This window comes from Bradyrhizobium sp. 134, from assembly GCF_023074155.1.
In the GTDB taxonomy this organism is placed as follows: Bacteria; Pseudomonadota; Alphaproteobacteria; order Rhizobiales; family Xanthobacteraceae; genus Bradyrhizobium.
The window spans coordinates 165,998-188,582 of sequence record NZ_JADPKX010000045.1 but is presented as its reverse complement, the minus strand read 5'-3'; the positions used below and the strand labels follow the sequence as shown (position 1 = coordinate 188,582).

Here is a 22,585-nt window from a genome sequence, read left to right as displayed (position 1 = left end):
ATTCGCATCGTCGATGCATCCGATGACGACATCGCCGATCTTCATCGGTTGACGTACTTCGATGCGGCTCCCTTGTACAATTCGAGTTAGGGGCCTGGTGGCTTACCTATCACGGCGATGAGGCAGTAGCCTTCGCCGGTGTCGTGCCGTCAACGCACCTTCGAAACGGCGGTTGTCTCTCCAGGGTCGGTGTGTTGCAGCGGCACCGGGGACGTGACCTTCAGTGCAGGCTGATGCGGGTGATCGAGGCAAGGGCACGGCATGTTGGATGGAAGAGCATCGTCTCGGATACGACGGACAATCCGGTGTCTGCGAATAATTTCATCCGGGCGGGCTATCGGCTCTTCGAACCCCATGTGCCCTGGGCCTGGGCGCATACGCTTTGCTGGCGAGCGCGGCTTCGCTAAGCGAGTGGAGCCAGGTTTCCCGTGGTGCGGAACGCGATTCCCGCTACGGAAAATGGTCAGCGCGAGATGAAGCGCAACACGGAACGTCCAAGGGCCCGGCAGCTTGACAGCTGCCGGGCCCTTTTTGCGTATTGAAGCGATGCGGGCGAAGGACTTGCGAAGTCAGCGGTGCCGGGCTTTAAGTTTGCTCCTGCGGGAAATTCGGCAACCATAAGCCGATGTAAGGGAGCGCCGTCGATGCCCACCAAGCCTCAATTGCCGGAACGTTCGTCGCGCGCGACGGGGGCGCCTACCGCGCTCGACGGTCTGCTGGTCGTCGATTTCACGCGTGTGGTTGCCGGCCCGGCCTGTACGCAGACGCTTGCTGATTTCGGTGCGCACGTCATCAAGATCGAGAATCCAGACGGAGGCGATGACACGCGTGCGTATGAACACGCCGAGATCGGTGGAGAGAGCGCTGCCTATCTGAGCCTCAATCGCAACAAGCGTGGCATCACGCTCGACCTTACCGTGCCGGAGGCTCGTGAGATCGCGCTGGATTTGATTCGCAAGGCGGACGTGGTCGTCGAGAACTTCTCCAGCGGGGTCATGAAGAAATTTGGCCTCGACTATGAAACGGTTGCGCCGCTCAATCCGCGGCTAGTCTATTGCTCGATCTCCGCCTACGGGCGCACCGGACCGTTTGCCTCGCGTCCCGGCTTTGATCCGATCACGCAGGCGGAAAGCGGCTTCATGTCGCTCAACGGATTTGCCGATGGCCCGGCGGTTCGCACGGGCCCGCCGATCGTGGACATGGCGACGGGGATGTCTGCCTGCAACGCCATCCTGATGGCGCTGCTGGCGCGGGATCGGCTCGGTCGCGGTCAGCATGTTGAGGTCGCCCTGTTCGACGTCGCGATGGGCATGACCGGCTTCTATGGCATGGCCTATCTGATCAACGGCGAAAATCCCGGCCGGTTTGGTAATTCGCCGAGTGGCTCTCCTACCGTCGGCGTGTACGAGGCCTCCGATGGGGCGCTTTACATGGCCTGCGCGAACGACCGGCTCTATCGCCGGCTGGTTGTCGAGGTGCTGAACCGGCCGGAACTGATCACCGATCCGCAGTTTGCCTCGCGCAAGGCGCGTTCCGAGAACAAGGAGCTTCTGCGGGCAGCCATCGCGGAGGTCTTTGCGAGCGATACTCTCGAGAACTGGATGACCAAGATGAAGCTGGCCAATATCCCGGTCGGCTATCTCCGGACGGTAGAGGAGGGGTTCAATGCGCCGGAGGCGCGAGAGCGCCATCGCTTGAACCGGATTCCACATCGTACGGCAGAGTGGGTCCCGAACATCGAGCCGCCGATTGCCATGAGCTTGACCGGCCCGATTGATCCTGTGGCTGCTCCATTGCTGGGCGAGCACACCGAGCAGGTCTTGCGTGATACGCTCGGTTATGACGAGCGCCGGATCTCGGAGTTCAACCAAAAGGGGGCTTTTGGATCGGGCAATCCATCGGAGCAGGTCTGAACCCAAGCGGTCGTTCCCTTGGGACGTGCAAATCGCGCCCTTTCGCTGCATCCGCTTGATTTGGCGATGTTCCAGCCGCATAAATGCGTGAAAGCGAGGGATACGAATGGCGCCTGGTCAAGAGCCGAGCGCGGGCCAACCCGCAGGGGCGCAATTCGACGAACCTGCCCATGCGGCAATGGTCGCGAAGGCCCGCGCGCTCGTCCCGCGGCTGCGGGAGCGGGCGGCGCGGACGGAGGAGTTGCGGCATTTGCCGCCCGAAACGGAGAAGGATCTGCACGACGCGGGCCTGTTCCGGATGCTTCAGCCCAAGCGCATTGGCGGCGCAGAACTCGATTATGTCGCCTTGATCGACTGCGCGGATTTGCTCGGACAGGCGGACGCGTCGGTGGCGTGGAATCTGGCCAATCTGGCGAGCCATCACTGGATGCTCGGCATGTTCGAGCCGGCGGCGCAGGATCTGGTCTGGGGCCTTGATCCGGACGCACTGATCGCGTCCTCGTTCATTTTTCCTGCCGGACGTGCCACGAGAGTGGAGGGCGGATACCGTCTCCATGGCAGCTGGCCGTTCTCCTCGGGCGTTGCCTCCTGCGCATGGAACATGCTTGCAAGCGTCGTCTACTCCGACGACGAGGCGGACGGCATCGAGTATCGGATATTTCTGCTGCCGAAAGCCGACTACAAGGTCCTCGACACTTGGAATGTCGCGGGGCTGCGCGGGACGGGGTCTTGCGACGTGGAGGTCAGGGACGCTTTCGTGCCCGAGGACATGACGGTTGCAGTCGGCGATCTTGACGGCGGTCCGACGCCGGGAAGCAAGCTCAATCCTAACCCGCTGTATGCGCTCCCGGTATTCTCGCTGTTTCCCTACGTCCTCTCCGGCGTCGCGCTGGGGAACGCGCAGGCGTGTCTCGACGATTATGCGGAGGTCGTCCGTCATCGCATTTCCACCTACAACCACGCCAGGCTGAGCGACTTTCAGAGCACCCAGATCAAGATCGCCGAGGCCTCGGCGAAGATCGACGCTGCACGCCTGATCATGCGATCGCCCTGTCTGAATGCCATGGAGGATGCACGGCGGGGGCATATCCCCGATATGGCGACCAAGACCAGATATCGGCGCGACGGCGCCTTTTCAGTAAACTTCTGCACGGATGCGGTGTCGATGCTGTTCGCCGCGAGCGGAGCGCGGGGCCTGTTCACGACGGGCGCGTTGCAGCGGCAGTTCCGCGATGCGCACGCGATCAATTCGCATCTCGCGTTCAATTTCGATGCAGCCGGGACCAACTATGGACGCGTGGCGTTGGGCCTGCCGTCCGAGAATCTCACGCTGTGAGGCCGGCCGATGAATGATCTGCCGAAGCAGCCGGCCGTTCCCGATCCGGCCAACGAACTCGCGAGCGACAACTCGCCGATCGATCCCCGTGATTTCCGCAGTGCGCTAGGCACCTACGCCACGGGGGTGACGATCATCACAGCCGCTGCGCCTGACGGCAAGCCCTATGGCCTGACGTGCAATTCGTTTGCCTCGGTCTCGCTGAATCCGCCGCTGGTTCTTTGGAGCCTTGTCGTCTATTCCTCTAGTCTGACCATCTTCCAGAACGCCAGTCATTTCACGGTCAACGTTCTTGGCGTTTCGCAACAGGCGCTTGCGAGCAAATTCGCCAAGTCGTCTGATGACAAGTTCACCGGTGTCGACTGGACGCCGGGCCTCGGCAACGCGCCGGTGCTCGCCGAGAGCGTCGCCAATTTTCAATGCCGCTCGGTCAATCGCTATTACGGCGGCGACCACGTGATCTTTCTCGGTGCGGTCGAGGCCTATACTTACAATGCGAAGGAGCCGCTGCTCTTCGCGCGCGGCGCGTTCGGCCGATTTCTCGCCGACGGCTAGCGCAAGTAGTCACTCAAAGCGTGCTTCAGCTTGCGGGCGACGGTTGAGCGCCCCCTGCCGAAAGCTTGTAGATTTCGAGCGCATCCGCGTCCGCGCCTCGCGCGGCCTTGGCGAGCCTGAAAAGTTGTCTGCGAGCGAGGCCATGGGCACCGGAGTCGACGTCGTCTGCGCGACATCGGCGACGGTATCGAGGTCCTTGAGCATTGTAGCGATGTGACCAAGCGGCGGTGAGTGAATGCCCTGGACCATTCGCGGCACGAACAGCTGTAACGGAATGGAATCCGCGAAGCCGCCGGCGAGTGCTTCGGGCAACCGGTTGGCATCGATTCCGGCGTTCACGGCAAGGCGTGTTGCCTCCGCAAGAACAGCCATCGCGCATCCGACGATCACCTGATTGCATAGCTTTGTGGTCTGGCCGGCGCCGGTCGGGCCCATGTGGGTGAACCTGCGTGCCATGGCCAGTACGTAGGGGCGGACCCGGTCGATATCGTCTGCTTTTCCGCCGGCCATGATGGCAAGCGTGCCTTCCTCGGCGCCCTTGGTGCCACCGGAGACCGGCGCATCGATCCAGTCCGCGCCGTTCGCAGCTAACAATCGTGTTGCAAGGTCCCGTGCGGCATCAGGATGGATCGACGAGAAGTCGACCACGAGCTTACCCGCGCCGGGCGCTGTTGAGATGCTCGTGGGCCCGAAGATCACCTCTTCCACGGCGGCCGCATCCGTCACGCACATGAAGACGATGTCCGAGCTCTCCATCAAGTCGCGTGGGCTGGCTGCGCGCCTGGCACCGGCTTCGACGAGCGCGGCCATCTTCCCTTCCGAACGGTTCCAGACAGTGACCTGATGGCCGGCGTTGAGCAGGCGCCGGTTCATCGGTGTCCCCATCAGTCCAAGGCCGAGATAGCCGAGCCGCTCGACGCCTTGCGGGTTTGTCTTGCTTGCCTCAGCCATAGGTTGCCTCCATCTGCTGCTGTGCGACGCTGCACTACCATATAGGGCGTATCCCACGACGAAACCGCCCGGCCTGCATGGCTTGCTTGATTGTTTGAACCATGAAACATTTGCCGCAGTCGGGTTGGATGGCGCGGGTCGGCGCCTGGGCAGCGGAGTGGGCACGATGCGAACCGTTTCGAAGTGGATCCTGGCTTTGGGGGCGGCAGTGGCCGTGAGCGCGAGCGCGGGCCCGTCATGGGCGCAGCAGACAATTCGCGTCGGCTGGACGATTCCAGCCGAGGAATCCAAATACTGGATGATGCGCCGCCCGGCTGAGTTTCCCAACATCGGCAAGGCCTACAATATCGAATGGACCCAGTTTCAGGGCACCGCTCCGATGACGCAGGCCTTGGCGGCCGGCGCGCTGGATTGCGCGACGCAGGCGCCGCTGTCGCTCGCCAACGGCGTGGTTGGCGGCAACCTCAAGGCCTACATCGTGGCGCAGCATGTCTTCGAAAAGGCCGGCGGTTTCTCGGTCTACTGGGCTGTCATGGACGACTCCCCGATCAAGACCATCGCCGATCTCAAAGGCAAGACGGTCGGAATTTCCGTGATCGGCGGCGGCACGCAAGGCCCGTTCAATCTGTTGCTGAAGCAGAACGGCATCGATCCGGCCAAGGACATCAAGCTGGTCGAGGTCGGCTTTGCCGTCTCCGAAGATGCGTTGCGGCAGGGCCGCGTCGATGCGGTCAACATGAACCAGCCGTTTGCCGCGCGCGCGGAGGCAAAGGGCGGCACGCGCAAACTGTTCTCGCTGTCGCAGGCGATGCCGAACATCGTGCACATCCTGGAAGCCTGCCGTGCCGATTTCGTCGACAAGAACCCGGAATTGGTCAAGGCTTACGTGCGTGACATTACCTCCGGCATGAAGAAAGCGCTGGCGAACCGCGAAGAGACGTTGAAGGTCGTCAACGAAGTCCTGAAGGCACCTATTCCGGTTCTCGAGACCTATCTGCTCAAGGACAATGATTTTGGCCGCGATCCGGGTGCGGCGCCGAATTTCCCCGCGATCCAGAAGATGCTGGACATCTACGCGGAGACAGGGATGCTGCCGAAATTGGATGTCGCGCAATTCAAGCATTCGACGATTGTCGCTCCACTGCAATAGGCGATCGGGCGAACGAACCGAGCGAGAAGGTCGTGGCGTCCAGGATGATCCGGGACGTTGCATGAAGAAGATGCACGTATGAAGAAGCTCCGATCTCGGATCACGACGGATGGTCTCGACCGGGCCCCGCACCGCGCGTTCATGCGCGCTATGGGGCTTGACGACGTTGCAATTGCCAAGCCGATGGTCGGCGTCGTCAGCATGAAGGGCGAACAGACGCCCTGCAACATGACGCACGACTTTCAGGTCGCCGCGGCCAAGACCGGAATTGAAGAGGCCGGCGGCACGCCGCGCGAGTTTTCTACCGTATCGGTTTCCGACGGTATCAGCATGAATCACGAGGGGATGAAGTTCTCGCTGTTTTCGCGGGAGCTGATCGCCGACTCGATCGAGGCCGTCGTCCATGGTCTCGCCTACGATGCGCTGATCGGATACGGCGGATGCGACAAGACGCTTCCCGGCGTGATGATGGGCATGGTCCGGTGCAACGTCCCGTCCATTTTCATCTATGGCGGCAGCGCGCTGCCGGGCCGTATGGACGGGCGGACCCTCACCGTGCTCGACTCCTATGAGGCTGTCGGCAGCTTCATGACCGGAGAGATCGACAGTGCCACGCTCGAGCGGATCGAGCGGGCTTGCCTGCCGACAATCGGCGCGTGCGCCGGCCAGTTCACCGCGAACACCATGGGGATGGTGTCGGAGGCGATGGGCCTCACCATTCCCAACGTATCGATGGTGCCGGGTGTCTATGCCGAACGCGCGCAGATATCCAGGCGGGCCGGGCGCCTCGTCGTGGAGATGCTGGAGCGGGGCGGGCCTTTGCCGCGCGACATCGTGACACGGAAATCCCTGGAAAACGGTGCGGCGATCGTGGCCGCCACGGGCGGTTCGACCAATGCTGCGCTACATCTGCCGGCGATCGCAAACGAGGCCGGGATCGCATTCACGATCGACGATGTCGGCGAGGTTTTTGCCAGGACGCCGCTGATCGGAAACCTGCGGCCTGGAGGCAAATATACAGCGAAGGATGTCTACGATATCGGCGGTGCCGCCGTGGTGATCCGGGAGCTGATCCAGAGCGGGCATATCGATGGCAGCTGCTTGTCTGTCACGGGCCGTACACTTGCCGAAGAATACGGCGCCGCCAATGCACCTGACGGCGAGGTCGTTTACGCGGCTCGCGCGCCGATCATGCCAGATGGCGGCGTCGCTGTGCTGAAGGGAAACCTCTGTCCCGACGGCGCGGTCATCAAGGTCGCCGGCCTGAAGAGTCAGTTCTTTGAAGGCGTGGCGCGCGTTTTCGAAGACGAGGAGGCCTGCGTCGCTGCGGTTCGTGATCGCACCTATCAGGCGGGCGAGGTTCTCGTGATCCGAAACGAGGGGCCGGTGGGCGGCCCCGGCATGCGCGAGATGCTCGGCGTCACGGCGCTGATCTATGGACAGGGCATGGGCGAGAAGGTGGCCCTGATCACGGATGGACGCTTCTCTGGCGCCACGCGCGGAATGTGCATCGGCTATGTGTCTCCCGAGGCCTTCGTCGGCGGTCCGCTGGCGCTGGTTCGCGATGGCGACAGGATCCGGATCGATGCTGCGAACCGGCGGATGGATATGCTGGTCGACGAGCAGGAACTCGCTGCTCGCCGGCACGATTGGAAGCCGCGTCCGCCTCGTCACCGTGCCGGCGCGCTGGCGAAATATGCCCGATTGGTTGGCCAGGCACCGGGCGGGGCCGTGACGCATGAGGGGCCCGCGGAATGGCCCTGGTTCGGATGACGCGGCGCACTTGCCCGAAAACAGCCAATCGTCTGGCAAGTTTCTTGCTAAGCTCGCGTCGCTGACGAAGGATGTTCAGCAAGCCTGTTGCGCAGGGGTCGCGCGAACGAAGTGAGACGGGATGAAGGTAGTGCCTTCGAGATCGAGCGAATGGGTGAGACCGGTGACGCCGCAAAAACCGGCTTCTGCAATCATCGAGATCGAGAGCGTCTCGCAGGTATTTCAGACCTCGGCGCGCAAGGATCATGTAGCGCTATCGGACATCTCGCTGGCGATCGACGAAGGAGCCTTCGTCTCCATCCTTGGTCCGTCCGGCTGCGGCAAGTCGACACTGCTTTACGTCGTCGGCGGCTTCGTCAGCCCGACCAGCGGTTCAGCGAAGATCAAGGGACGGACGATCACGGGTCCAGGGCCGGATCGCGGCCCGGTGTTTCAGGAATTCGCGTTGTTTCCGTGGAAGACCGTGCTGGGCAATGTGATGTATGGCCCTCGCCAGCAGGGCGTGCGCACCGCCGAGGCGGAAGCACAGAGCCGGGCCTTGATCGAAATGGTCGGGCTCAAGGGCTATGAGAACTTCTATCCCAAGGAGCTGTCCGGCGGCATGAAGCAGCGCGTAGCGCTGGCTCGAACGCTGGCTTACCATCCTGAGGTTCTGTTGATGGACGAGCCGTTCGGCGCGCTCGATGCTCACACGCGAACTCGCCTGCAGAACGATCTGTTGAATATTTGGGAGCGTGATCGCAAGACGGTGCTGTTCGTCACCCATTCGGTGGACGAAGCGGTGTTCCTGTCAGACAAGGTCGTGATGATGTCGAAGTCTCCCGGCCGCATCCGCGAGGTCATCGACATCGATCTGCCGCGGCCGCGCCGACGCAGCGAGTTGCTGCTCGATCCACGCTACCAGAAATACGTTGTCGATATCGAGCGGATGTTCGACGAGACCGACCCTGTCGGGTCTCCGTCATGATATCGCTCGCCGCTTTGGCGAGACGGGCTGCCCCGGTGCTTGCCTGCATCGGATTGCTCGCGATCTGGCAGGCGGCGTCCCTCGCGTTGAAGAATGACAGCTTTCCGACGGCGATCGAAGCAATTCGTGCAATCCCGGACATTCTCGGGGACAAGGAATCGCTGATCAACATCCTGGCCTCGCTCCGCCGCATGGCGGTCGGGTTTGGCATAGCGGTATCGGTTTCGATTCCGCTCGGCTTGTTGATGGGCCGCAGCCGGGCCGTCGCGGCCTTCTTCAATCCGCTCCTGATGGTAATCTACCCGGTGCCGAAGGCCGCCTTGATGCCGATCATCATGCTGTGGCTCGGCGTCGGCGACATCACGAAGACGCTGGTGATCTTCCTCGGTGTCAGCTTGCCCGTGATCTATCACAGCTTCGAGGGCGCCAAGGCGGTGGAAGAGAAGATGCTGTGGTCGGGTGCCGCGATGGGGCTTTCGCCTGCGCAACGGCTGGTCCGGATCGTACTGCCGGCGGCGCTGCCGGAAATTCTGACCGGTTGCCGCACCGGACTCGTGCTGGCGCTGATCACGATGATCACCAGCGAGATGATCGCCCGTCAGTCCGGCGCCGGCAACATCTTGTTCAACGCTCTCGACATGGGCCAATACGACACCGTCTTTGCGATGATCATCATCGTCGGCGCGATGGGAATATGCCTGGATGCGATCTTCGAGCGGGTCCGCGCAAGGCTGGTGCGCTGGTCTGAACCGCAGTTCGACATGCCGCTGAGCTTCTCATGATGCCGCAGCTTCGCTCCACCAGCATCATTCTCGGGCTTGCGCCGATCGTGCTGGTGATCGCGCTGTGGCAAGGCCTTGTATCATTTGGCTTTGCGCCTGCGGTCTTGCTGCCGCCGCCGGGATACGTATTCAGCAGGCTGCTTCAGCAACTCCTGACCTGGACGTTTCAGCAGGAGATCGCGGCGACTCTGATCCGGCTGTTTGCCGGCTTCGCGATTGCGGTCGTGCTCGGTGTCAGCATGGGCATCGCCGCTGCCGCCAATCCGGCTATCAACGCCGTGGTTCGGCCGATCGTTCGCGTGCTTGCACCCTTGCCAAAGGTCGCGCTCTATCCAGCATTGCTGCTGCTGCTCGGCTTCGGTCACGGATCGAAGATTACGCTGGTGGCGGCGGATGCACTCTTTCCCATTCTGTTGTCTACCTATTACGGTGCGTCGACGGTGGAGCAGAAGCTGATCTGGTCGGCCATGGCGGCGGGAACGCCGCGCTATGAGATCCTGTTCAAGGTGGTGCTGCCGGCCGCGATGCCGTCGATCCTGACCGGTTGCCGGATCGGCCTTGTCATTTCCTGCATCGTGGTGTTTCTGGCGGAGATGATCACGTCGAGCGACGGGCTCGGACATGTGCTCGTCACGGCGGCCCGGACCTTTCAGGCCGTCGACATGTTCGTGCCGCTGATCACGATCTCGCTGCTGGGCCTGATCCTCAATGGTCTGCTGGGGGCAGTGCGCGCGTATCTGCTGCGGGGTTTCCCCGAAGCATGAACTGACGAAGAAGAAACAGAAAGACGGGAGTAGACATGCTGGCTGATCGCATTGAGGCAAAATGGATCGACGCATTTTGCGAGATTTTTGAGCGATGCGCCGTCAAGGCCGGCGATACCGCGGCGATCCTCTCGGAAACCCAGTCACGTGCGTTGAACGTTCATCTGGCGGAGCTCGCGCTGTTGCGGATGGGCGCCCGACCGTTTCACGTGGTCATGCCGACCCCGCGTAACCGGAATATCGTTCCGGTTCGCTCGACAGGGGCGAGCGAGGCGATCCAGCGGCTCGGCCCGGTCATTACCGCGCTTCAACAAGCCGGCTTTGTGGTGGATTGCACCATAGAGGGCTTGATGCATGCGGTGGAGACACCCGAGATCCTCAAAGCCGGCGCGCGCATCCTGGTGATCTCCAACGAGCATCCCGAAGCGCTGGAGCGGATGGTGCCGGATTCCGCGCTCGAGAAGCGCGTTCGCGCGGCGGCGAAGATGCTGCGCGGGACCAAGCGGATGCGGGTGACGTCGAAGGCCGGCACGGCGCTCGACGTCGATATGGTCGGCGCATCCACGGTCGGCGTGTGGGGGTGGACGGACAAGCCCGGTACGCTGGCGCATTGGCCCGGCGGGATCGTCGTCAGCTTCCCCAAGAGCGGAACGATCAATGGCACGCTGGTGATGGCGCCAGGCGACATCAACCTGACTTTCAAGCGGTACCTGACGTCGCCGGTGAAGATGACACTGAAGGACGATTATGTCGTCGAGCTGGAAGGCGAGGGCACGGATGCCGCAATGATGCGTGCCTATCTTGCCGCCTGGGGCGATCGAGAAGCCTATGCGGTGTCGCATGTCGGCTTCGGCATGAATCCCGGCGCGCGCTACGAGGCGCTGTCGATGTATGACCAGCGCGACACCAACGGCACGGAAATTCGTGCCGTCTCCGGCAACTTCCTGTTCTCGACCGGTGCCAACGAATTCGCCGGCCGTTACACGGCGGGCCATTTCGATCTGCCGATGATGGGGACGACGATCGAGCTCGATGGTGCCGCCGTGGTGAGTGAAGGGGTGCTGCAGGACGTGTTCGGCTAGTTCCTATCGAGCACCGGCGGGCGAGCCAGGTCAAAGTGACGGAGCAGGTCGACCATGGCCTGAAGCCGTTTTGCCTGATAGGCGTCGATGTCCATACCTGAATAATCGAGAAAGCCTGCGCCCGTTCGCAGGCCGATCCGGCCCTCGTGCATGTTCCGCGAAATGACCTCGGGTGCACGATAGCGGTCGCTGCCGAGTGCGCTTTCAAGATAACGACTGGCGTAGTAGAGGATGTCGCCGCCACCCCAGTCGATGAATTCGAGCAGCCCGAGCACGGCATAGCGGAAGCCGAAGCCGTAGCGGATCGCCTTGTCGATGTCTTCTGCGCTAGCGACGCCTTCCTCGACCATGCGCGCGGCCTCGTTCATCGCCAGCGCCTGGATGCGCGGAACGATGAAGCCAGGTGTCGCTGCGCAGACCACCGGGACCTTGCCGATGCCTTCGAGTAGCGCCTTGACCGCCTCGATGATGCCTGGATCGGTGGCCTTGCTTGGCGAAACCTCGACCAGCGGGATCAGATAGGCCGGATTGAGCCAGTGCACATTGAGGAAGCGGCGAGGATTCACGATCGCGCCAGAGAGATCGTCGACAAGGATGGTCGACGTCGTCGATGCGATGATCGTATCGGGGCCGACTTGTTTTGAGGCCGCCCCCAGCACATCCCGCTTGAGCTCGACGATCTCTGGGACTCCTTCGAAGACTATTCCCGCATCGGACAGTGCCGCATCGCTCTGGCTGGCCGGCACCACCGAGACCCGCGCGATCAGCGGATCGACATCCGCCTCGGTCAGTAGCCCCAGCTTCGCCAGGCTGGCAAAGGTCTTCCTGACTTCGCCGAGCGCATCTGCCTCCAGCATGGCGAAATCTTCGGCTGAACGGGCCTTGATGTCGATCATCGTGACCATATGCCCCGCGTAGGCGAACGCGACGGCGATGCCGCGGCCCATCCGGCCGGCCCCGAGACAGGCGATTGTGGCTCGGCTGGTCATCGGCCAAATCCCTTGCGAAGAAGCGTCTGCAAAGCGGCCTTGTCGAGATTGCCGAGGCCCAGCGTCTCGAGGGTTCGGCCGCCTTGCGTAAAATCCTCACCGCAGATTGCGCCACCGATGGCCAGAAATCCTTTGGCCAGCGGCGTAGCCACGCACGCCAGGCCGGCGACAGAGACCAGCAGCGATAGCCCAAGCCGCAAATCTTCTCTCATGTAGCGGTGCTCGGTCAGCACGATCCGCTCGCGCCAGTCGCCGGAATCGGTCAGCCGGTCGTGCGAGCCGCGGCCATACATCCAGATCTCGCCTTCCTTGGCATAGTGATGGGCGAGCGGAAAATGCGGTGCGCCATATCCGAGCGCCTCACGCACGGCAATCCGTTCGGCATCGAGCGCGTCGGTGACACGGCGAATCGCGGCTTGCGTTCCTTCCTTGTGGATGTCCCACTTCTCGAAATGCTCGATCGGGCCAGCATTCATCACGATCAGGGGCGGATGGATAATCGGACCTGCGTTCATCAGTGCGCCGGACAGAGCATCGCCGCACGGCTCGATTGCGCCGGCGAAAGCCTGTCCGATCACCTCAAGTGCGCGCGGCGCCTGATCGAGCGGGAAAACGCCGACGGGCAGTCGCTTGGCGCGGATGGTGATCGCGACCTCGAACGGGCCGTGCTTGCGGGTCAGCCAGGGCAAGGTCCCGGTTTCGGCAAAGCACGCCTTGGCGCGGTTGCCGGCATCCCGCGCAGCCTGGGCGAAGATCATCGAGCCGAACGTGGCCGGCGGCAGAAACACGACCTGTCCATCCCGCAGATGTGGAGCAAGCAGGCGCGCAATATCAGGCTGCGCGAAGCCGGGGGCGGGGCACAGGATCAGCTCTGCGCCGTTGACGGCTTCGGCGATGGCAGCGGTGACCAGCGCGAGCTTGACGTCGTGACGGCCGTCATGATCCTTCACCAGGATGCGCGAGCCGGCGGCGCGATGGGCTGCGACCTGATCCGCGTCGCGGCGCCAGAGCCGGACCTCATGCCCCGACAGCGCAAAATCGCCCGCGGCCGCGAAAGAGCCGTTTCCCCCACCCAAAACCGCAATCTTCAAGATGCTTCTCCTTGCGCGCGCGATTGCGCATCAAGCTGCTTCAGCAGGAAATGCTGGACCTTGCCCAGCGCTGTGCGCGGCAGGTCGGTGACGAAAACGATGTCGCGCGGAACCTTGTAGCGGGCGAGTTGGGCTTGAAGATGCGCTTTCAACGCGTCTGCTTCGAGCCGACAGCCGGATCGCGGGATCACGTAGGCGATGGGCACCTCGTCCCATCGTGGATCGGGCCGGCCGATCACGGCGCATTCGCTGACATCGGGATGTTCCAGCAGGACGCGTTCGACCTCCGCCGGATAGATGTTCTCGCCGCCGGAAATGATCATGTTCTTCTTGCGGTCGCGCACCCAGAAATAGCCGTCCGCGTCGCACAGGCCGATATCGCCGGTACGATACCAGCCGTCGTGCAGCGCATCGCGCGTTGCGTCCGCATTGCCCCAATATTCGAAGAACACGTTGGGGCCGCGCACTGCGATCTCCCCCGGCGCTCCCGTCGGCACCTCGTTGCCGGCCTGATCGATGACTTTCGCTTCGCAGCACAGGCCGGCAAGTCCGGTCGATCCCGCGCGCGAGAGATCGCCACCAAGCCGGGTGTAGACGGCGATGGGACAAGTTTCCGTCGAGCCGTAGACCTGAAGCACGGGTACGCCGCGCGCCACGAAGCGGTCGATCAGATGCGGCGGCACGATGGTCGAGCCGGTCGCAACGGCTTTGAGTGACGAAAGGTCGGTCGTGGGCCAGGCGGGATGCTCGCTCACCGCCTGGATGATCGCCGGCACCATCACGGTCAAGGTCGGCCGTTCCCGTTCGATGGCTGCAAGCGCGGTGTCCGGCGTGAAGCGTGCGTGAACCGTGACCGTCGCGCCCAGCTGGAGCGCCGCCGTGGTCTGGATGTTGAGGCCGCCGACGTGGAAGAACGGTAGCAGCGTCAGCACATGGTCATCGGACGTCATGTTGTGCATGTGCTGGCTCATGACGCCGTTCCAGAACAACGCCTCCTGGCGCAGCACTGCGCCTTTGGGCCGTCCGGTCGTTCCCGATGTGTAGACAATGAGGAGCGGACAGGAGAGATCAGTGTGCGGGTTGCGGCCGGTGCCGCGGCTTCGAGCCAACAGGTTTTCGAACGTCATGCTGCGGGCCGGCTCGAAATCGAGCCCGACGATTGCGGTCCCCTCAAGCTCGGCGAGTACCCCCTCAAATGCCTGCTCGAGCACCAGGACCTTGGCGCCGGCATCGTTGAGGATGAAGAGCTGCTCGGCCACAGCGAGCCGCCAGTTCAGGGGCACCAGCATCGCGCCGAGCCGCGCGCAGGCATAGAGCAGAACCAGATAGTCCGGCCGGTTCAGGCTGAGGATCGCAACGCGGTCGCCCCGGCCTACGCCGAGCTCCTGCTTCAACGTCGCCGCCGTCCGCTCGATGCGTGCAGCGAATGCCGCATAGCTCAACCGTTCGCCCTCGAAGGCGATGGCCGTCTTGTCTGGCGCGAACGCCGCGTTGCGATCGATCAGACTGCAGAGATCCACCGTTAGTCGTCCGTTTCGCCGGCCTCGTACAGCGCCTCGCGCCCGATCCGGTCGAGGCAGAGCTCGGCTGTCCAGGGCAACATCAGCGAGCCGCAGCGGCTATCGCGATAGATGCGCTCCAGCGGCAGCGAGCGCAGCATGGCCTGTCCGCCGCAGGTGCGGATCGCGAGCGCGGCGAGCTCATTGGCACCCTCCATCACCGAATATTGTGCGGCATAAGCGCGAAGCACCTGCTCCTTGCTCGGATTGGCGCGCGCTTCGGTGACTGCCTGGAACCAGATCGCCTTGATCTGCTCGAGCTTGATCTGCATCTGCGCGACCGCAATTTGCTTGGTCGGATACATCCTGCGCTTGACCGGCGGCATGCCCGGTACTTCGCCGCGCAGATACCGCACGGTGAAGTCATAGGCGGCTTGCGCAAGGCCCATATAGGTCGGCGACAGCGTCAGGAACATGTGCGGCCAGCGCATCGCGGCCTGGAAATAGACGCCGCGCGGCATCAGCGCCGAATCTGCCGGCACGAACACGTCCTTGAACAGCAGCGTGCGCGAGACCGTCCCGCGCATGCCGAGCGGATCCCAGTCGCCGACGACCGAAACGCCTTCCGATTTCGCAGGAATGGCGAGGTAAAGCGTATTGCGGCGCGAAGCCTTCTCGCCTTCCTCGATCTCCGTGCAGAGAACACCGTAATAGTCGGCATGGCCGGAGAGCGATGCAAAGATCTTCTTGCCGTTGACGATCCAGCCACCCTCGACCGGCCTTGCTTCCGTGCCGAAAGCGACGCCGCCTGCCGCTGCCGCACCGCCCTCGGAGAAAGGCTGCGAATAGATCGCGCCATCCTCGACGATGCGCTTGTAGTGGACTGCACGCCGCTGCTCGTGCTCGGCGCGGGTTTGAGCATCCATGTCGAGATCGTCGGCGAGCGGACCGGACCACAGCGTCGAGCAGACATGCATGTTCCAGGTGAGCGCAGTCGCGCCGCAATACCGGCCGATTTCGGCTGCCGCCAGTGCGTAGGTTTGATAATTCGCGCCGAGCCCGCCATGCTTCTTGGGTACGGCAATACCGAGCAGGCCGACGCGATGCAGGTCGCGATAATTCTCAGACGGGAAGATCGCCTCGCGGTCGTAAGTCGCGGCGCGGCCGGCGAACACGCTCTGGCCGATCTCGCGCGCCCGCGCGATGATGCCGGCCTGCTCGTCGCTCAGTCGGAATGCGACGGGATCGAAGATCGGCGCATCCAGCGCGACCTTGTCACTCGCGCCGATGGTCTTGCTGACTTGCATGGTCATGGCGCAGTCATCCTACGTTTTCGTCGCGACGGAATTCAGGAATCGGCCGAGCGCCTCGTTAAAGGCATCGGGGCGTTCGAGGTTGGCGAGATGGCCGACAGCGTCGAGCTCGACATATTCCGCGGAAGGAATGTAGGTCGCCGTCTTCGCCATCATTGGGGCTGGCGCGTTGTTGTCCTTGGAGCCGGACAGCAGCAGCGTCGGGATGGAAATATCCTTGAGGGTGCTGCGTTGGTCGAAGCCGATCAAGGCCAGCATCATGGCGCGATAGCTCGCCTCGGGCACACTTGCCATGCACTCGCGTGCAAGCTCCATTCCCCTGGGATCAGGATCGTCGCCCACCAGCTCCTTCACCAGAGAGGGAGCCAGCGACTTCATCGTTTCGCCGCGATCGAGCGGCCCGAGCCGGGCGGCGATAAACGATTTCTGCCAATCGCCGTCGGCCTTGCCGAACGCCGGGCTGGTCTGCGCCAGCACGACCGCGCGCGCCAGTTTTGGGGATTGCACCAGCCATTTCTGGACGATCATGCCGCCGATGGAATGTCCGACCAGAATTGGCTTGCTCGCCCCAAGCTGCTCGATGAATCGCTGAAGCGCATCCGCCAGGGCAGCGATGCTGACGGTGGCGAGCGGCGCCGAGCCGCCATAGCCCGGCATGTCCCATGCAATCGCGTGGAAGCGGTCGCCGAATGTCGCAAGCTGCTGCCGCCAGGCCCGTGCCGCACCGCCGATGCCATGCAGGAAAATCAGAGGTGTCCCGCCCGGATCGCCCGCTGCTTCATAGGCGAAGCGGCCGTCCTTTGTTATCATTGGCGCAGGCTGCGACACGCGACATCCTTTTGCTTGGCCCTTCGATGCTAACAGGCCTGTGAGGGATGGGAAGAGATAATTTTATACTTAAAGCAATTTTCAGGCCGGTCTTTGGCGTGCGGCTGTTTGCGAGGCCAAGTCGAGCTTTGTTTGCAAAAGTTTGAAGGTTAAAATATATCGAGAAGAGCGATCAGCAGAATGCAAGGAAGCCAGCGCATGTCCGGATTACCGCATTCGCCGCACGCGCTGGTGACCGGTGGCGGTCGCGGCATCGGTCGCGCCATCGCAGCAGCGCTCGTCGGGGGCGGTGCCACCGTGACCGTCCTTGGGCGGAACGCTGCGACGCTTGAAGATGCTGTCAGCGCAGGGGCAGCGCATTTTGCGGCCGTCGCCGACGTCTCGGACGAAACCTCAATGAAAGTCGCCATCGCTCAAGCGAGTGCGCGGCAGCCGATCGATATCCTGATCGCCAATGCGGGAAGCGCCGAGTCCGCGCCGTTCGCCAAATCCGACAGCGCACTGTTCGCGCGCATGATGGACGTCAATTTCATGGGCGTGGTCCATGCTGTCAGCGCTGTGCTGCCCGGGATGAAGGATCGTCCCTATGGCCGTATCGTCGCGATCGCGTCGACGGCGGGGCTCAAGGGATATGCCTATGTCAGCGCCTACACCGCGGCCAAGCACGCTGTGGTCGGTCTCGTGCGTTCCCTCGCCATTGAAATGGCCGGCAGCAATGTGACCGTCAACGCGGTGTGTCCCGGTTTCACCGACACCGATCTGGTCGCCGGCAGCATCGAGAACATCATGAAAAAGACGAGGCGTAGCCGCGAGCAGGCCATTGCCGAGCTCGCAAAGCATAATCCGCAGGGACGATTGATCTCTCCTCAGCAGGTCGCGGATACCGTGCTCTGGCTGTGCGGCGAGGGTGCCGGCGCAATCACAGGGCAGGCGATCGCTGTTGCCGGTGGTGAGATTTAGCGCGCATGGCACCGGCACGGAACAAGAAAGCCAAGGAGATCGTATGAGCAGACCAGCCAATCCTGTGACCTTACCGCTTGCGGACTATTCGCCGCAGCACTTCCTGCTGGCCGTCGTCGATGGTGTTGCAACCGTGACGCTCAATCGTCCGGAACGGAAGAATCCGCTGACCTTCGAGAGCTATCGTGAACTCACCGATTTCTTTCGCGCCTGCGCGTTCGACGATGCGGTCAAGTCCATCGTCGTGACCGGCGCTGGTGCCAATTTCTCGTCCGGCGGCGATGTGTTCGAGATCATCGGTCCGCTCGTGAAGATGGACACCAAGGGGCTGACGGCGTTTACGCGGATGACCGGTGACCTCGTCAAGGCAATGCGGGCCTGTCCGCAGCCGATCGTTGCTGCGGTTGAAGGCATTTGCGCCGGCGCGGGCGCGATCATCGCCATGGCGTCGGACATGCGGCTTGCGGCGAGCGGGGCCAAGGTCGCCTTCCTCTTCAACAAGGTGGGCCTTGCCGGTTGTGACATGGGCGCCTGCGCGATCCTGCCGCGGATCATCGGACAGTCCCGCGCTTCCGAGTTGCTCTACACCGGCCGGTTCATGACCGCGGAGGAGGGCGAGCGCTGGGGCTTCTTCAGCCGTATCGTCACGTCGGAGCAGGTGCTGCCCCAGGCACAGCTACTGGCCAAGCAGATTGCTGAGGGACCGACCTTCGCCAACACCATGACCAAGCGGATGCTGGCCATGGAATGGGCGATGTCGGTGGAGGAGGCGATCGAGGCGGAGGCCGTTGCTCAAGCGCTGTGCATGACAACCGCCGATTTCGAACGGGCCTTCGAGGCCTTTGCCAACAAGGTCAAGCCGGTCTTCAGGGGCGACTAGGCCGGCCTTTGCCGGCAGCCTGCTGCAATGGGGACTTGCGCGAGATTATTTTAGGCTTAAAATAGTTTCGCCGGGTTGAATTGGCGAGGCTCCCATGAAAGTCGCGATCATCGGTGGCGGACCTGCGGGTCTCTACGCTGCAATCCTGCTGAAGAAGCAGCGGCCGAGCGCCGAGATCGCGGTGTACGAGCGCAACCGCGCCGACGACACCTTCGGCTTCGGCGTGGTGTTCTCGGACGCCACGCTAGATAATTTCGAGAAGCACGACCTTCCGAGCTATCGCCGCATCACCCAGGAATTCGCCTACTGGGATGACATCGCCGTGCACTTCCGCGGAACGGTCCATCGGGTCGGTGGCAACGGCTTTTGTGGTTGCTCGCGGCAGAAGCTGCTCCTGATCCTGCAGGCGCGCGCGCGCGAGCTGGGCGTCGTCCTGAATTTCGAAGCAGACGTCGAGGACGAGTCCCGCTTCACCGACGCCGATCTGATCCTGGTCGCGGACGGCATCAACAGCCGCTTCCGCGACAAATATGTCGATCATTTTGCGCCGGAAGTCGATCTCCGTGCCAACAAGTTCGCCTGGATGGGTTCGACCAGGCCGCTGGATGCCTTCACCTTCATCTTCCAGGAGACGGAGTGGGGACCGTTCATCGCCCATGCCTATCAATATGAAGCCGGGCACTCGACCTGGATTTTCGAGACCGATCCGGAGACGTTCGAGCGCGCCGGGCTGACGGGGCTGAACGAGACCCAGTCGGCTGCGCGAATGGCCGAGATCTTCGGCTGGTTCCTCGATGGGCATCAATTGCTCACCAATCGTTCGACGTGGCGCAACTTCCCGATGATCCGCAGCAAGCGCTGGGTCAAGGACAACATGGTTCTGCTCGGCGACGCCAAGGCGAGCGCGCATTTCTCGATCGGCTCGGGCACCAAGCTCGCGATGGAAGATGCGATTGCGCTGGCAGAGGCGATGGAGAAGGCGCCCAGCATCAAGGCGGCGCTGGACGTCTATGAGCACGGGCGGCGTGAGGAGGTCGAGAAGACGCAGCACGCCGCGGACGTCTCGCTGGTCTGGTTCGAGCATGTCGACCGCTTCTGGGATTTCGATCCCGTGCAGTTTGCCTTCGGCGTGATGACGCGCTCGAAGGCGATCACCTACGATAATCTGAAGCTTCGCGCACCTGACTTCGTGGCGGAGGTCGAAAGATCGTTTGCCAAGCGTGTTCGTGACAGCGGTTTCGAAGTCGACACCGAGAAGCCAATGGTGCCGCTGTTCCAGCCCTTCCGGCTGCGTGAGATGGAGATCGCCAATCGCGCCGTGGTGTCGCCGATGTGCATGTATTCGGCGAAGGAGGGCGTGCCGACCGATTTCCATCTGGTGCATTACGGATCGCGCGCGATCGGCGGCGCCGGCCTGATCTTCAGCGAGATGGTCTGCGTCAGCCGTGAGGCGCGGATCACGCCGGGCTGCGCAGGACTGTGGAATGACGAGCAGGAGGCTGCATGGCGGCGCATCGTTGATTTCGTACATACCAATTCAGCCGCAAAAATCTGCCTGCAGTTGGGCCACGCCGGGCGCAAGGGCGCGACCAAGCTGATGTGGGACGGCATGGACCGTCCGCTCGAGGAGGGCGGCTGGGAGGTGTTTTCGGCGTCGCCGCTGCCCTATTTCCCCGACAGCCAGGTTCCGCGCGAGCTCGATCGCGCCGGCATGAATGCAGTGAAGGACGCTTTCGTTGCGGCGGCCGAGCGCGGCGAGCGTTGCGGCTTCGACATGCTCGAACTGCACTGCGCCCACGGCTATCTGCTTGCGAGCTTCATCTCGCCGCTGACGAACACCCGCACGGATGAGTATGGCGGCTCGCTCGAAAACCGCCTGCGCTTCCCGCTCGAAATCTTCGAGGCGCTGCGGGCCATATGGCCGTCGCACAAGCCGATGTCTGTGCGCATTTCCGCGACCGACTGGGCCGAGGGTGGCATCGGCGGCGACGATGCGGTGGCGATCGCGCGCGCGTTTGCCGAAGCCGGCGTCGATCTCGTCGACGTCTCGACCGGGCAGACCGTGCGCGATGCGCAGCCGATCTATGGCCGCATGTTCCAGACCCCGTTCTCCGACCAAGTCCGCAATGAGGCGCGCGTGGCCACGATGTGCGTCGGCAACATCACGATGGCGGACCAGGCCAACACCATCCTGGCTGCCGGCCGGGCCGACCTCGTCGCGCTCGGGCGGCCGCATCTGGTCGATCCCTCCTTCACCATGAGGGCGGCAGCCTGGTACGGGGCGGACGACGCGTTCTGCCCGCCGCAATATCTTCCCGGAAAAGATCAGATTTTCCGCAACAGCGTGCGCGACCGGCAGGATCTCGAGGAGCTGAGAATTAAGGCTAAGCCCAAGACCCGGGCCGAGCTCAAGGCGGAGGCGACAAAGCCGCTTGCGGCCGAGTGACCGCCCGTGCGACTTTGGCCGCATTGCCTGGTGTGTACCGAGTGGAGTGAGGGCGATGAAGGCGATTATCGTCGGTGGCGGTATCGGTGGTCTCACCACCGCTTTGATGCTGCGCTCGCGGGGCCTCGCTTGCGAGATCTTCGAGCAGTCCGACACCATCCGCGAGCTTGGCGTCGGCATCAACACGCTGCCCCATGCCATGCGTGAGCTGGCAGGCCTCGGTCTGCTGCAGCAGCTTGACGATGTCGCGATCCGCACCGACCAGCTCTATTACCTCAACCGTCACGGCCAGGAAGTCTGGCGCGAGGCCCGCGGCATCGACGCCGGCCACGATGTGCCGCAATTCTCGATCCACCGCGGCCGCCTTCAAGGCGTCATCCATCGGGCCGTCGAGGAGCGGCTCGGGCCGGAGGCCATCCACACCGGCTGCCGCCTCGGTGCCTTCACGCAGGACGAGGGCGGCGTCACCGCGTACTTCTTCGACCGCTCAGGCGCGCACATCCATACCGCGCGCGGCGACATCCTGATTGGTGCCGACGGCATCCATTCGCGGGTCCGTGACACGCTGTTCCCGAGCGAGGGGCCGCCGTGCTGGAACGGCCTGATGCTGTGGCGCGGTGCGCGGGATTGGCCGCTATTCCTTACCGGCAAGTCGATGATCGTCGCCGGCGGGCTCAACGCCAAGGTGGTGATCTATCCCATCGCGGAGGGATCGAGCCCGGCGAGCCGTCTCACCAATTGGGCGGTGCTGGTGAGGGTCGGCGAGGGCAACGCGCCGCCGCCGCGGAAGGAAGACTGGTCGCGGCCGGGCCGTCGCGAGGAGCTGATGCCGCATGTGGCGCGCTTTTCGGTGCCTTACGTCGACGTGAAGAGCCTGATCTCGGCCACGCCCGAGTTCTACGAATATCCGACCTGCGACCGCGATCCGTTGCCCTATTGGTCGTCCGGCAGAGTGACGCTGCTCGGCGATGCCGCGCATCCGATGTATCCGGTTGGCTCCAATGGTGCCTCGCAGGCCATCCTCGACGCGCGCTGCCTCGCCGACGCGCTGGTGCGCGCCGAGCATCCGCGCCAGGCGTTGCTTGAATACGAGAAGAAGCGCCTGCCCATGACCGGGGATATCGTCCGCTCCAACCGGCGCGGCGGCCCCGAGGGCGTCATCGACGCCGTCGAGCAGCTCGCGCCTGATGGTTTCGACAATGTCGACAACGTGCTGAGCTATTCCCAGCGCGAGGCGATCGTGCGCGGCTATGCCACCAAGGCCGGCTTCGCCGCAGTGCCGGGACTTGCGGCGGTGCGGGCTTGA

The 22,585-nt window shown here is 63.1% G+C and carries 19 protein-coding genes and 1 pseudogene; 14 read left to right on the top strand and 6 right to left on the bottom strand.

Annotation, left to right across the window (positions count from 1 at the left end):
* The 4 genes and pseudogenes from IVA75_RS15765 (at position 1) to IVA75_RS15750 (ending at position 3,804) form a co-directional block, all read left to right on the top strand.
* Positions 1 to 407 (top strand): annotated as a pseudogene (locus tag IVA75_RS15765) (GNAT family N-acetyltransferase).
* A 237-nt stretch (positions 408 to 644) separates the two neighbouring features.
* Positions 645 to 1,913: a CoA transferase gene (locus tag IVA75_RS15760; protein ID WP_247290845.1), complete on the top strand. Its 1,269-nt coding sequence runs from the start codon at positions 645 to 647 to the stop codon at positions 1,911 to 1,913.
* A 106-nt stretch (positions 1,914 to 2,019) separates the two neighbouring features.
* Positions 2,020 to 3,249 (top strand): acyl-CoA dehydrogenase family protein, encoded by a 1,230-nt coding sequence (locus tag IVA75_RS15755; protein WP_247290441.1) that lies wholly within the window; start codon positions 2,020 to 2,022, stop codon positions 3,247 to 3,249.
* A gap of 9 nt (positions 3,250 to 3,258) precedes the next feature.
* Positions 3,259 to 3,804 (top strand): flavin reductase family protein, encoded by a 546-nt coding sequence (locus IVA75_RS15750; protein ID WP_247290439.1) that lies wholly within the window; start codon positions 3,259 to 3,261, stop codon positions 3,802 to 3,804.
* Between the two features lie 9 nt (positions 3,805 to 3,813).
* On the opposite strand, the gene IVA75_RS15745 is transcribed toward IVA75_RS15750, so the two are convergent.
* Positions 3,814 to 4,755, bottom strand: coding sequence for an NAD(P)-dependent oxidoreductase (locus tag IVA75_RS15745; RefSeq protein ID WP_247290437.1), 942 nt, complete (start codon positions 4,753 to 4,755; stop codon positions 3,814 to 3,816).
* A gap of 166 nt (positions 4,756 to 4,921) precedes the next feature.
* Here IVA75_RS15745 and IVA75_RS15740 point away from each other — a divergent pair, with 166 nt between their 5' ends.
* The 6 genes from IVA75_RS15740 (at position 4,922) to IVA75_RS15715 (ending at position 11,273) form a co-directional block, all read left to right on the top strand.
* Positions 4,922 to 5,905: an ABC transporter substrate-binding protein gene (locus tag IVA75_RS15740; RefSeq protein WP_247290435.1), complete on the top strand. Its 984-nt coding sequence runs from the start codon at positions 4,922 to 4,924 to the stop codon at positions 5,903 to 5,905.
* Between the two features lie 78 nt (positions 5,906 to 5,983).
* Positions 5,984 to 7,678 carry a dihydroxy-acid dehydratase gene (gene ilvD, locus IVA75_RS15735; RefSeq protein WP_247290433.1) on the top strand — a complete coding sequence of 565 codons (1,695 nt, stop codon included), beginning with the start codon at positions 5,984 to 5,986 and terminating at the stop codon, positions 7,676 to 7,678.
* Between the two features lie 121 nt (positions 7,679 to 7,799).
* Positions 7,800 to 8,645: an ABC transporter ATP-binding protein gene (locus tag IVA75_RS15730; RefSeq protein WP_247290431.1), complete on the top strand. Its 846-nt coding sequence runs from the start codon at positions 7,800 to 7,802 to the stop codon at positions 8,643 to 8,645.
* The gene (locus IVA75_RS15725; protein WP_247290429.1) at positions 8,642 to 9,427 is read left to right on the top strand and encodes an ABC transporter permease; all 786 of its coding nucleotides are present in this window, start codon (positions 8,642 to 8,644) and stop codon (positions 9,425 to 9,427) included. Before IVA75_RS15730 ends, IVA75_RS15725 begins: the two co-directional genes overlap by 4 nt.
* Positions 9,424 to 10,191 carry an ABC transporter permease subunit gene (locus IVA75_RS15720; protein WP_247290427.1) on the top strand — a complete coding sequence of 256 codons (768 nt, stop codon included), beginning with the start codon at positions 9,424 to 9,426 and terminating at the stop codon, positions 10,189 to 10,191. Before IVA75_RS15725 ends, IVA75_RS15720 begins: the two co-directional genes overlap by 4 nt.
* A gap of 35 nt (positions 10,192 to 10,226) precedes the next feature.
* A complete protein-coding gene (locus tag IVA75_RS15715) occupies positions 10,227 to 11,273 on the top strand; it encodes a hypothetical protein (RefSeq protein ID WP_027566684.1) in 1,047 nt (348 codons plus the stop codon).
* Here the strand turns inward: IVA75_RS15715 and IVA75_RS15710 are convergent.
* Genes IVA75_RS15710 through IVA75_RS15690 form a run of 5 tightly spaced genes read right to left on the bottom strand, consistent with a single transcriptional unit; the run spans position 11,270 to position 16,975 of the window.
* Positions 11,270 to 12,262: a 3-hydroxybutyryl-CoA dehydrogenase gene (locus IVA75_RS15710; protein WP_247290425.1), complete on the bottom strand. Its 993-nt coding sequence runs from the start codon at positions 12,260 to 12,262 to the stop codon at positions 11,270 to 11,272. The genes IVA75_RS15715 and IVA75_RS15710 overlap by 4 nt on opposite strands.
* On the bottom strand, positions 12,259 to 13,353 hold the full coding sequence (locus IVA75_RS15705) for an NAD/NADP-dependent octopine/nopaline dehydrogenase family protein (protein WP_247290423.1): 1,095 nt from the start codon (positions 13,351 to 13,353) through the stop codon (positions 12,259 to 12,261). The genes IVA75_RS15710 and IVA75_RS15705 overlap by 4 nt, the downstream gene beginning before the upstream one ends.
* Positions 13,350 to 14,873 (bottom strand): long-chain fatty acid--CoA ligase, encoded by a 1,524-nt coding sequence (locus tag IVA75_RS15700; protein WP_247290422.1) that lies wholly within the window; start codon positions 14,871 to 14,873, stop codon positions 13,350 to 13,352. Before IVA75_RS15700 ends, IVA75_RS15705 begins: the two co-directional genes overlap by 4 nt.
* Before the next feature lie 2 nt (positions 14,874 to 14,875).
* Entirely contained in the window at positions 14,876 to 16,165 is a 1,290-nt protein-coding gene (locus tag IVA75_RS15695) for an acyl-CoA dehydrogenase family protein (RefSeq protein ID WP_247290419.1), read from the bottom strand.
* Between the two features lie 12 nt (positions 16,166 to 16,177).
* Entirely contained in the window at positions 16,178 to 16,975 is a 798-nt protein-coding gene (locus IVA75_RS15690; RefSeq protein ID WP_051462646.1) for an alpha/beta hydrolase, read from the bottom strand.
* Between the two features lie 216 nt (positions 16,976 to 17,191).
* On the opposite strand from IVA75_RS15690, the gene IVA75_RS15685 reads away from it, so the two are divergent.
* The 4 genes from IVA75_RS15685 (at position 17,192) to IVA75_RS15670 (ending at position 22,585) form a co-directional block, all read left to right on the top strand.
* Positions 17,192 to 17,953, top strand: coding sequence for an SDR family oxidoreductase (locus tag IVA75_RS15685; RefSeq protein ID WP_247290417.1), 762 nt, complete (start codon positions 17,192 to 17,194; stop codon positions 17,951 to 17,953).
* Positions 17,954 to 17,996: 43 nt separating this feature from the next.
* Entirely contained in the window at positions 17,997 to 18,833 is an 837-nt protein-coding gene (locus IVA75_RS15680; protein ID WP_027566691.1) for an enoyl-CoA hydratase family protein, read from the top strand.
* 94 nt (positions 18,834 to 18,927) lie between these two features.
* Complete coding sequence (locus IVA75_RS15675; protein ID WP_247290415.1) at positions 18,928 to 21,279, top strand: bifunctional salicylyl-CoA 5-hydroxylase/oxidoreductase; 2,352 nt, start codon at positions 18,928 to 18,930, stop codon at positions 21,277 to 21,279.
* A 55-nt stretch (positions 21,280 to 21,334) separates the two neighbouring features.
* Entirely contained in the window at positions 21,335 to 22,585 is a 1,251-nt protein-coding gene (locus IVA75_RS15670) for a flavin-dependent oxidoreductase (protein ID WP_247290413.1), read from the top strand.